Below are 10,559 nucleotides of genomic sequence, written 5' to 3' on the forward strand. Positions count from 1 at the left end.
TACTCCTGGGGCATCATAGGGTGGAACTAGCCCGGCCAGCTCTACAAATTTTCTATACTGTACGAATTGTAGGAACAAATTATTTTATGTTGTACCGAATCAAGAAATATGTTATACTATGAAAAACAGATCTCACCGGCAGGAAAGGAGGAAGGCTATGGCCCCCAAATATCAATCTGTCGCCAGTTCTCTGCGGCAGGAGATCGAAAACGGCCAATACAGCAGCAGGCAGCTCCTCCCCACCGAGCAGCTGCTGTGCCAGCGCTTTCAGATCAGCCGTCAGACGGTGCGCCGGGCGCTGGCGGTGCTGGAGAACGAGGGGCTGATAACCCGCCGCCAGGGCAGTGGTTCCCGTCTCCGGGAGCATAAGGACCCGGCGGCTCCGCTGCACTGCACCATTGCGGTGGTCACCACCTATATCAGCGACTACATTTTTCCAAGACTGCTTCAGGGGATGGAGGGGGTGCTGGCCGCCAACAGCAGCGCCCCCCTCCTGTTTGCGACCCAAAATCAAATTGCCATTGAGCGCAAAAATCTCCAGGCCCTGCTGACCATGCGGGACCTGGACGGAGTTCTGGTGGAGGGGAGCAAGACCGCTCTGCCCAACCCCAACCTGGACCTGTACCAGCGGCTGATGGAGCGGGGGGTCCGGCTGGTCTTTCTCAACGGGACCTACCCTGAGCTGTTCCAGATCCCCTCCGTTCTGGCGGACGACAGCGGCGGGGGCAGGCTGCTGGTGGAGCACCTGCACAGCCGGGGACACCAGAATATTGCCGGCATCTTTAAAAGCGACGATATGCAGGGGACCCAGCGCTACGCCGGCTACGCCCGCGCCCTGCGGGAGCTGGGGCTCCCCCTGGAGGACAGCCAGATCTTCTGGTATAATACCCAGTCCCGGACCGCCTTCCTCTCAGAGTCCTTTGTGGACCAGGTCCTGGACAGCTTTCAGGGCTGCTCCGCCATTGTGTGCTACAACGACGAGATCGCCATCCGGGTCGTCTCCCAGCTGAAGAAGCGGGGGGCGGCCGTTCCCGGGGACGTGGCGGTGGTCAGCTTTGACGACAGCCAGTACAGCGAGCTGGCTCCGGTGCGCATCACCTCCCTGTCCCACGGGGAACAGAATCTGGGGGAGCTGGCCGCAAAGCTGATGCTGCGCCTGCTCCAGGGGGAGGAGTGCCAGTCCAAGGTGGTCCCCTGGCAGCTGGTCCAGAAGGAGAGCAGCTGACGCAGACGCCCCGGAGGGGGACAAAAGAATCCCGCAGGGGCCTCACAGTTGAGCGCCCCTGCGGGATTTTTGAACTTGTTTGATTGGGCGGCGGGGGCTCAGGCCTCCTGATACAGCTCCAGAATGGCCCCGTCCTTCCACACGAAGGCCAGCCGGTCCCCCTTGTCGTTGGCGTCCATGGGGCCGCAGATGACCCCGTCGGCGTCGTCCATGTACTTGGCCAGGTCGTCCACCTTGTAGGCCACGTGGGGGAGGCGGTGGAGCACCTCGGGGAAGGGGGTCCCCTCCTCAAATTTCAGGTACTCGATCTTGTAGTCGTAGTCCTCCACCTGACTGACCCAGAACTTGGCCCCCTCGTTGTAGGTCATGCCGGGCTTGCGGTTGGTGATGGGGATGCCGATGTGCATATATTCAGCGGACATAGCCGTTCCTCCTTGTTATCCCTGGTGTTTGATTTCCTGATAGACCTGGTAGGCCTGGGCGGCGGTATAGCCCTGGTGGACCACCGTTCCAATGGCCTGGGCCATGCCGGCGGGGCAGTCGGACTGGAAGATGTTCCGGCCCATATCGACCCCCCGGGCCCCCTCCTGAATGGCGCGGTAAGCCATCTCCAGGGCCTCCGGCTCGGGCAGCTTCTTGCCCCCGGCGATGACAATGGGCACGGGGCAGGCGGCGGCGACCCGCTCAAAGCCCTCACAGTAGTAGCTCTTGACGATGTTGGCCCCGTTCTCTGCCAGGACCCGAGTGGCCAGCAGGAAAAACTTTTCGGTGCGCTCCATCTCCTTACCCACCGCCACCACGCCCAGGGTGGGGACCCCGTACCGGGCTCCGGCGTCGGCGGTGCGGCAGAGCAGCTCCAGGGAGCGGCTCTCGCCGGGGGCGCCGATGAAGGTCTGCACCGCCACACAGTCGGCGTTCATGCGCAGGGCGTGTTCCATGTCGCCGGCCAGGCCGCCGCCGTTTGACATATCGTCATAGAGGACGGTGGAGTCGTAGGTGACCCGCAGGCACCGCCCCACCTGGGCCGCCGGGGAGATGCAGGACTGAAAGATCCCCCGGGTCCCCATGAGCACGTTGACATAGGGGATGAGGGGCGGGATGACCAGGTCGATGCGCTCCAGCCCGGCGGTGGGCCCCATAATATAGCCGTGGTCAAAGGCCAGCATCACCGTGTTCCCCGATTTGGGGTCAAACATCCGGGCCAGACGGCTCTGCATCCCCCAGCCGCAGTAGGCGGCCCCCTTTACATAAAAGCCCTCCTGACTGACGGGCACGTCCAGGTGGTAGTTGTGGGCCGCCTTGTTTCCAATGTTGTCGGCCATCGCTCACTCCTTGCTGTAGGCGGGGGTGTGACAGGGGGTCTTCCACAGGCGGGTAAACTCCTCGTCCCACTTGGCAATGTTCATCTGGAAGCCTCCCGCCTCCTGAACGGTAAGGATCTCCCCCACCATACTGGCCACAACCTCCACGTCCATGGCCTTCAGGTACTCCACCGTGTCCTTGAACAGCACCAGCAGCTCCATCATAGTGGTGGCGCCGCAGCCGTTGATCATCACAAAGGCCTTGTCCCCCGCCTTCAGCTCCAGCTTTTTGCACAGCACCTGGGCCACAGCGGCCACGGTATCCTTGGCGGACATCATGGGGACCCGGACGCCGCCCCCCTCGCCGTGCTGGCCTGCGCCGATCTCCATCAGGTCGGTCTCCCCCAGGTCGCCAAAGGACATACCGTTCTGGGGGTGGGTCGCGTCGGTGGATTTGACGGTGATGGAGGCCATACGGTCGGCGTACCGCTGGGCCAAATCGGCCACCTCGTCCAGGCTTTTGCCCTCCCGGGCCGCCGCCGCCGCGATGTGGTACAGGGCCACCGCCCCGGCCAGGCCCCGCTGGTTGTCCTCACCGTTGGGGTCGTACCGGACCTCCTCGCCGGTGACCACCTGGCGCACGTTCAGCCCCGCCTTCTTGGCCAGCTTCATGGCCTGCTTGCCGGCCAGCTGGTCCCCGGCATAGTTCAGGGTGAGCAGCAGCACGCCGTGGCCCTTGTCCGCCAGCTTCATGGCGTCGAACACCAGCTGGCCGTTGGGGGCGGCGAAGATGTCGCCCACCGCCTGGACGTCCAGCATTCCCCTGCCCACAAATCCCGCCTGGGCGGGCTCGTGGCCGGAGCCGCCGTAGGTGACGATGGTGACCCGGTCGGCGCCGGCCAGGTCCTTGCTGATGACCAGGTGGCCGTCCACATCCAAAATGTCGGGGTAGGCCAGACCCAGGCCGGTAAGCTCCTCGTCGGTGATGGTCTCGGGGGCGTTGATAAATTTTTTCATGGTTCCTCTTTCCTCCTAAAAATCCCGTTTCTTACAGCTGGGCCAGACCCTGGAAAAACCGGGCCATAGACACCGCGCCGGCGTCCGGCGTGCCGATGGTCTTCTCCCCATAGCTCTTGGCCCGGCCAAATTTGGATACAAACTGGCGGCTGTCCTCCGCCCCCTGCTCCGCGGCCTGGGCGGCGGCGGCAAACAGCTGGGCCTCGCTGCTGCCGGAGCAGGCGGCAATGGCCTGGCTGGCGGGGATCAGGGCGTCCATCATGGTCTTGTCCCCCACCTTGGCCCCGGACATATCGTCAATCTCCTCCAGCGCCCGGGCGAAAATCCGCTGGAGGCCCGCCGTGTCGATCTCCTCCCCCTGGGGGGCCTCCTCCTGGAGACCGTCCAGCCAGCTGTTCCACAGGGGGACGGCGCTGCCCCCGTTGAGAGACATGACGGCTGCCGCCGCGCCCTCCAGCATGGCCTGAATGCCCCCCTCCGGCTGGTCCACCGCGGCGGAGATGGCGCGGGCGATTTTGGTCATGGTCAGGCCGTGGTCCGCGTCGCCGAAGCGGGAGTCGATCTCGGTCAGCTCCGCCTCCGCCCCGATGACGCAGGCGCAGGCATTTTTGATGCGCAGGGAAAATTCCTCTTTGGTCATAGCTTCACCTCCTGTCTGAAATCACTGCGGGGCAATCTGTGAAAATAAGATATCACATCTGACGGCATAAATCAACTGAAAAAAGTAAAATTCCCGAAAATTGAGGGCCGGACAGAGGGCGGGGCTGTCCAGAATGCACAAAAATGCTGCCGCCCCAAAAAGCAGCCACGCCAGACAGGGAGAACTCCCGGTCTGGCGTGGCGTTATGCTGTTCACTGCTTCAGGTCCACCTCGGGCATCAGCTCTTTGCCCACGATCTCCAGCACCTGGCCCATCAGGGCCACCTCGCTGGGACTGAAGCGCTCCCGTACCCGCTCCATGACCTCCTGAACGTAGGCGCTGCTCAGATTGTAGTAGTCGTGGAACTTCTGGGTTGGGCGCAGATGGTACTCCCGCCGGTCGTTGGGGGACTGGACCTTCTCCAGATAGCCCTTGCGGATGAGGCTGTTCACCTTGTAGGCGGCGTTGGGGGAGGAGATGTTCACAAAGGAGGCGAACTCGTTGATGGTGGGCTCGTTCAGCGCCCGGATGATCTCCATACAGAAGGTCTCCACCGATGTCAGACTGGCCTCCCGTCCCTGAAACCGGGAAAAGACAGCCTGATAAAAGTGCAGTTTAAATTTGGTGTAAATGCGGTCAAAGCTCTCCTCCAGCATAGGGGCTCCTCCTTCCCTGTTCTGGTGTAGTATACCAAAAAAACGGCGGCTCAGCAAGTACTTTTCGGCCCGTCCGTGAGGGCAAAGGTGAGCTCCGCTTTGCAGGCCAGCTGGCCGCCGACCCGGGCCTCCGCCGTGCCGAAGCCCACCGGGCCCTTTCGGGCGGTGAGCTGGCAGGACAGCTCCAGCATATCGCCGGGGCGGACCTGCCGCTTGAAGCGGGCGTTTTTAATGCCGCCGAAGAGGGCCAGCTTCCTCCCGTTCCCCTCCTCGGTGAGGATGGCCACCGCCCCCACCTGGGCCAGCGCCTCGATGATGAGGACCCCGGGCATCACCTTGAAGCCGGGGAAGTGGCCCTGAAAGAAGGGCTCGTTGGCAGTGACACATTTGATGCCCCTGGCGCTCTGGCCGGGGACACATTCGGTGATGCGGTCCACCAGCAGGAAGGGGTAGCGGTGGGGGAGGATGGCCTCGATCTGGTCGATGTTCAGCTCCATCACCTTATCCCTCCCACTTTTTCAGCACAATGGCCGCGTTGTGGCCGCCGAAGCCCAGAGAGTTGGACAGGGCGGTCCGGATGTCCGCCTGCCGCCCCTGGTTGGGGACGATGTCCAAATCACAGGCCGGGTCGGGGACCTGATAGCCCATTGTGGCGGGGACGAAGCCCTCCTTCAGGGCCAGGGCGGTAAAGATGGCCTCCACCGCCCCCGCCGCCCCCAGCAGGTGGCCGGTCATGGACTTGGTGGAGCTGACCATCAGCTTGTCCGCGTGCGCCCCGAAGACGGTGCGGATGGCCGCCGTCTCCCCGGCGTCGTTGAGGGGGGTGGAGGTGCCGTGGGCGTTGATGTAGTCCACCGTCTCCGGGGCGATCCCCGCATCGGAGAGGGCCTGGGCCATACACACCGCCCCGCCTGCGCCGTTGGGTGCGGGGGCGGTGATGTGGTAGGCGTCGCAGTTGGCCCCGTAGCCTATCACCTCGGCGTAGATCTGGGCCCCCCGCTTCTGGGCGTGGTCCAGCTCCTCCAGGAGCAGGGCTCCCGCCCCCTCCCCCATGACGAAGCCAGAGCGCTCAGCGTCGAAGGGGATGGAGGCCCGCCGGGGGTCGGTGCCCTCGCACAGAGCCTTCATGGCGGTAAAGCCCCCCATAGCCAGGGGGACAATGGCCGCCTCCGCGCCGCCGCACAGCATCACCTCGGCGTAGCCGTCCCGGATGTGGCGGAAGGCGTCCCCCACCGCGTTGGTCCCCCCGGCGCAGGCGGTGACCACGCAGGAGCACATCCCCTGAAAGCCGTAGCGGATGGCCATATGGCCCGCCGCCATATTGGAGATGATCATGGGGATGACAAAGGGGGATACCGCGTCATAGCCCCGTTCGCTTCCCCGCCTGTGGGCCTCGCCCACCGTTTCAAAGCCGCCGATGCCGCTGGAAAAGATGACCCCGCAGCGTCCCGGCTCCTCCGCCTCCCGGTCCAGGGCGGCGTCCCTCATGCACTCGTCGGCGGCGATGAGGGCCAGCTGAGTGAAGCGGTCCATTTTCTTGCTCTCCCGCTTGCCCAGCAGGGCGCCTGTGTCCAGCCCCTGGATCTCGCCCGCCAGCTTTACCTTCATATTGGATGTGTCATACCGGGTTATGGCGCGAATGCCGCACTGCCCCTCCTTCACCGCCGCCCAGCTCTCGGCTGCGGTGTTGCCCGTGGGGTTCACGGTGCCCAGGCCGGTAATTACCACTCTGCGTCTTTCCATGTTGTCTTCCCCTTCCTCAATCAAACCGCCATGCCGCCGTCCACGCACAGCACCTGGCCGGTGACATAGGCGGACTCCCGCTGGGCGAAGAAGGCCACCGCCCGGGCCACCTCCTCCGGCGTGCCGGGGCGGCCCTTGGGGATGGTGGTGAGCATGGCCTCCCTGGCCTTCTCGGGCAGCGCGGCGGTCATGTCGGTGGCGATGTAGCCGGGGGCCACCGCGTTGACGGTAATGTCCCGCCCGGCCAGCTCCTTGGCCGCCGCCTTGGTCAGCCCCAAAATACCCGCCTTGCTGGCGGCATAGGCGGTCTGGCCCGGATTGCCCCGCAGGCCCACCACACTGGACAGGCTGACGATCCGCCCGTACTTCTGCCGCAGCATCACCTTGGCCGCCGCCTTGGTGCAGAAGTAGGCCCCCTTCAGGTTGGTGTCCAGGGTTTTGGAGAAGTCCTCCTCCTTGGCGGTCATCAGCAGGCCGTCCCGGGAGATGCCCGCGTTGTTCACCAAAATGTCCAGCCGGCCAAATCGCTCCTTCACCGCCGCCACCAGGGCGTCACAGGCGGCGGGGCTGGCCACGTCGGCCTGGAAGAGCTCCGCCTCGACCCCCAGCTGGCGACACTGCCGGACGGTCTCCTCCGCCGCCTGGATGCTGCCTGCGTAGTTGACGGCCACCGCCGCCCCCTGCCGGGCCAGCTCCAGACAGACGGCCCGGCCGATCCCCCGGCTGCCGCCGGTGACCAGGGCTGCCATTCCCTCCAAGCTCATAACTGTTCTCCTTTCAGCGCGGAGACCACACTGTGGAGGTCCGCCGCCGTGTCGATGTGATAGGTCTTGATGGCGGGGGCCGTCTTCTTGAAGAAACCGCACAGGGCCTTGCCCGGGCCGATCTCCACCACCGTGTCGATGCCCTCCGCCTCCATAGCGCGGATGGTGTCCTCCCAGAAGACGGAGGACTGCACCTGCCGCTCCAGCAGGGCGGGGATGGTGTCCCCCCGCTCCATGGGACCGCCCTTGCAGTTGAAGTAGACGGGGAAGGCCATGGGGGCAAAGGCGAGGGTTTTAAAATGGGCGGCCAGGGCGTCCCCGGCGGGCCTCATCAGTTTGGTGTGGAAGGGGCCGCTCACCTTCAAAGGCATACACCGCTTGGCCCCCAGCTCCTTGGCCAGCTCCCCAGCCCGGTCCACCGCCGCCTTCTCCCCGCCGATGACCAGCTGGCCGGGGCAGTTGTAGTTGCAGATCTGCACCACGCCCAGCTCCGCCGCCCGGTCACAGGCGCTTTGAAGCTTCTCCCGGTCCAGACCCAGCACGGCGGTCATGCCGCAGTCCAGGCCCCGTGCGGCCTCCTCCATAGCCTTGCCCCGCAGGGCCACCGTGGAGATGACCGTCCCCCGGCTGAAGACGCCGGCGGCGTAGAGGGCGGAGTACTCCCCCAGGGACAGTCCCGCCGCCGCCTGGGGCCGAATGCCCTCCTGGTACAGCAGGTCGGTGACCCCCACGGCGAAGGCCGCCATACAGGGCTGGGTGTACCGGGTCTGAGAGAGCTGCTCCTCCGGACCCTCAAAGCACAGCTTTTTCAAGTCAAAATCCACCGGGGCATGGTTGAAAATTTCGGCGAACTGGGGGAATTCCTGGTAGAAGTCCTTCCCCATGCCCACCTTCTGACTGCCCTGTCCGGCATATACAAAGGCCAGCTTCATTGGGCCGCCCTCCATTCTGTTATAATTTGGTCCATCTGTTCCTCCACCGTGGACATGGTGTGGATCTGCCCCGCCTTGGCCCCGCAGAAAAACAGGCCGTTTTCCCAGTCCCCGTGCCAGGCGTCGATCAGAGCCTGGGAGATGCAGTAAGGGGACTCCAGCTTCTTGCAGGGGACCAGGCAGTTGACGCACCGGCGGGGATGGGGCTGAGTGCCCGCCTCCACCCGGTCAATGAGAGGGCTGCGCAGGGCCCGCCCGGGCATTCCCACGGGGCTCTTTACAATGGTGATATCCTCCGGTTTGGCGCGGAGCAGGATGCGCTTGCAGGCCGGGCTGGCGTCGCACTCCTCCGTGGCGATGAAGCGGGTCGCAAACTGGGCGCCCGCCGCCCCCTCCTCCATATACCGGGCCATTTCGGCTCCATTCTCCACGCCCCCCGCCACAAAGACGGGGATATCCCGGCGGTACTTCTCCCGCCAGGGGGCCAGGGCCTCCCGCACCTCCTTCAGCAGGGCGCTGAGGGAGACGGGCCGCTGGCTGCGGACCTCCTGAGGGGAGAAGCCCAGGTGCCCCCCCGCCAGAGGGCCCTCCAGCACCACAAAGTCGGGGACCCGCTGGCTGCGCTTGTCCCAGGCCCTGCAAATCAGGGCGGCGGCTCTGCCGCTGCTGACAATGGGGGCCAGGGCGGCGGCGCTGTCCGGGACCTGGGCGGCAATGGCGGGCAGCTGGAGGGGGAGACCCGCCCCACTGACCACCGCGTCCGCTCCGGCCCGGAGGGCGGTTTTGACGCTGTCGGCGTACTGGACGGTGGCCACCATGGCGTTCACCGCCACCAGCCCCGCCCCCCGCGCCAGCTCCCTGGCCCGGCGGACCTGGCGGTCCAGAGCCCGGAGGTTGGCCCGCTGGGGGTCCTGGGGATAGTCCTCCTCCAGAAAGCCGCAGGCGGCGGTGGAGATGGTCCCCATGCCGCCCCGGGAGGCCACCGCCCCCGCCAGCCGGTCCAGGCTGAGGCCGATGCCCATGCCCCCCTGGAGGATGGGCATCGGCAGAGTCCGGCTTCCGATTTTTACCGCCATTTTGCCTCCGTCTCTCCCAGGACCCTCCGGCTGTCCGCCATCAGCTCCTCCAGAATGGTCCGCAGGGGCCGGATCTCGTGGAGCAGACCGGCGGTCTGGCCGCACATGAGGGAGCCAGTCTTGGTGTCGCCGTCGAAAACCGCCCGGCGCAGAGAGCCCAGGGTGTACTTCTCCAGCTCCTCCCGGCTGGCCCCGGCCCGCTCCTGCTTCAAATACTCCCGGGACATTTGATTCTTTAAAATACGGACAGGAGCGTTGACCGACCGGCCTGTGACGGTGGTGTCGCTGTCCTTGGCCTTCAAAATGGCCTGTTTGTAGTTTTCGTGGATGGGGCACTCCTCACTGACCAGCAGACAGGTGCCCACCTGAACGCCGCAGGCCCCCAGCGCGAAAGCGGCGGCCAGCTGTCCTCCGCTGGCAATGCCCCCGGCGGCGATGACGGGCAGCTGGGTGAGCTCACAGACCTGGGGGACCAGGGCCATGGTGGTCAGCTCGCCCACGTGGCCGCCGGACTCGGTGCCCTCGGCAATGAAGCCGTCCACACCCAGGGGCTCCAGCCGCCTGACCAGAGTGGTGGCGGCCACCACGGGGAAGACCTTGATGCCCGCCTCCTTCCAGAGAGGGACAAACTGGCTGGGGACTCCTGCCCCGGTGGTGACCACCTTGACCCCCTCCTCCACGACCACCTTCGCCATCTCGGGGGCCGCCGGATTCATCAGCATAATGTTTACGCCGAAGGGCTTGTCGGTCAGCGCCCGGCAGCGGCGGATGTGCTCCCGCAGCTGGTCCGCGTTCATGCCCCCCGCGCCGATGAGGCCCAGAGCCCCGGCGTTGGAAACGGCAGCGGCAAACTCCCCAGTGGCGATGTTGGCCATGCCGCCCTGTATAATGGGGAACTCGGTCCCCAGGATTTGGTTCAGTTTCATATTATGTCTCCCTTTTTGATCTGTCGTCTCCCGCAGGACTCATCCCCCGTCCCGCCCGCAGGCGGCCTGGCCCCTTTGAAAAGGGGCTCCCGCGAAGCGGGCCGGGATTGATTTGCTGGCACTGCTTCTACTTGAAATCTGAAATAGAAGATAGTCTGCCGTTGACAATCCCCCGCCCTCGCTTCGCTCGGCCACCCCCTTCGCCAAAGGGGGCAAGCGGCTGCGCCGCTTGTGGGCCCTGCTTCGCAGGGCCTATCCCTCGTCCCGCCCGCAGGCGGC

12 protein-coding genes are annotated in these 10,559 nt (G+C 65.1%); 1 reads left to right on the top strand and 11 read right to left on the bottom strand.

The window, feature by feature from the left end; genetic code table 11:
• Nucleotides 1-157: 157 nt before the first annotated feature.
• On the top strand, nt 158-1,225 hold the full coding sequence (locus D1646_RS16200) for a GntR family transcriptional regulator (protein ID WP_160637469.1): 1,068 nt from the start codon (nt 158-160) through the stop codon (nt 1,223-1,225).
• A gap of 98 nt (nt 1,226-1,323) precedes the next feature.
• Here the strand turns inward: D1646_RS16200 and D1646_RS16205 are convergent, their stop codons facing one another.
• The 11 genes from D1646_RS16205 to D1646_RS16255 form a co-directional block, all read right to left on the bottom strand.
• Nucleotides 1,324-1,647: a hypothetical protein gene (locus tag D1646_RS16205; protein ID WP_160637470.1), complete on the bottom strand. Its 324-nt coding sequence runs from the start codon at nt 1,645-1,647 to the stop codon at nt 1,324-1,326.
• A 15-nt stretch (nt 1,648-1,662) separates the two neighbouring features.
• Nucleotides 1,663-2,547, bottom strand: a complete 885-nt coding sequence (gene lsrF / locus D1646_RS16210) for a 3-hydroxy-5-phosphonooxypentane-2,4-dione thiolase (protein WP_160637471.1) — start codon at nt 2,545-2,547, stop codon at nt 1,663-1,665.
• A gap of 3 nt (nt 2,548-2,550) precedes the next feature.
• Complete coding sequence (locus D1646_RS16215) at nt 2,551-3,543, bottom strand: dihydroxyacetone kinase subunit DhaK (protein ID WP_160637472.1); 993 nt, start codon at nt 3,541-3,543, stop codon at nt 2,551-2,553.
• Nucleotides 3,544-3,574: 31 nt separating this feature from the next.
• Nucleotides 3,575-4,183: a DAK2 domain-containing protein gene (locus D1646_RS16220; protein ID WP_160637473.1), complete on the bottom strand. Its 609-nt coding sequence runs from the start codon at nt 4,181-4,183 to the stop codon at nt 3,575-3,577.
• A 212-nt stretch (nt 4,184-4,395) separates the two neighbouring features.
• Nucleotides 4,396-4,839 carry a MarR family transcriptional regulator gene (locus D1646_RS16225; protein ID WP_160637474.1) on the bottom strand — a complete coding sequence of 148 codons (444 nt, stop codon included), beginning with the start codon at nt 4,837-4,839 and terminating at the stop codon, nt 4,396-4,398.
• A 50-nt stretch (nt 4,840-4,889) separates the two neighbouring features.
• A complete protein-coding gene (fabZ, locus tag D1646_RS16230) occupies nt 4,890-5,336 on the bottom strand; it encodes a 3-hydroxyacyl-ACP dehydratase FabZ (RefSeq protein ID WP_201754724.1) in 447 nt (148 codons plus the stop codon).
• A 4-nt stretch (nt 5,337-5,340) separates the two neighbouring features.
• Nucleotides 5,341-6,582 (bottom strand): beta-ketoacyl-ACP synthase II, encoded by a 1,242-nt coding sequence (fabF, locus tag D1646_RS16235; protein ID WP_160637476.1) that lies wholly within the window; start codon nt 6,580-6,582, stop codon nt 5,341-5,343.
• A 20-nt stretch (nt 6,583-6,602) separates the two neighbouring features.
• Entirely contained in the window at nt 6,603-7,346 is a 744-nt protein-coding gene (gene fabG / locus D1646_RS16240; RefSeq protein ID WP_160637477.1) for a 3-oxoacyl-[acyl-carrier-protein] reductase, read from the bottom strand.
• Nucleotides 7,343-8,278, bottom strand: coding sequence for an ACP S-malonyltransferase (gene fabD, locus D1646_RS16245; RefSeq protein WP_160637478.1), 936 nt, complete (start codon nt 8,276-8,278; stop codon nt 7,343-7,345). Before fabD ends, fabG begins: the two co-directional genes overlap by 4 nt.
• Nucleotides 8,275-9,354, bottom strand: a complete 1,080-nt coding sequence (locus D1646_RS16250) for a nitronate monooxygenase family protein (protein WP_160637479.1) — start codon at nt 9,352-9,354, stop codon at nt 8,275-8,277. Before D1646_RS16250 ends, fabD begins: the two co-directional genes overlap by 4 nt.
• Nucleotides 9,345-10,280, bottom strand: a complete 936-nt coding sequence (locus D1646_RS16255; protein WP_160637480.1) for a nitronate monooxygenase — start codon at nt 10,278-10,280, stop codon at nt 9,345-9,347. Before D1646_RS16255 ends, D1646_RS16250 begins: the two co-directional genes overlap by 10 nt.
• Between the last annotated feature and the right edge of the window lie 279 nt (nt 10,281-10,559).

The sequence above is a fragment of the Pseudoflavonifractor sp. 60 genome, from assembly GCF_009911645.1.
GTDB lineage: Bacteria > Bacillota > Clostridia > Oscillospirales > Oscillospiraceae > Lawsonibacter.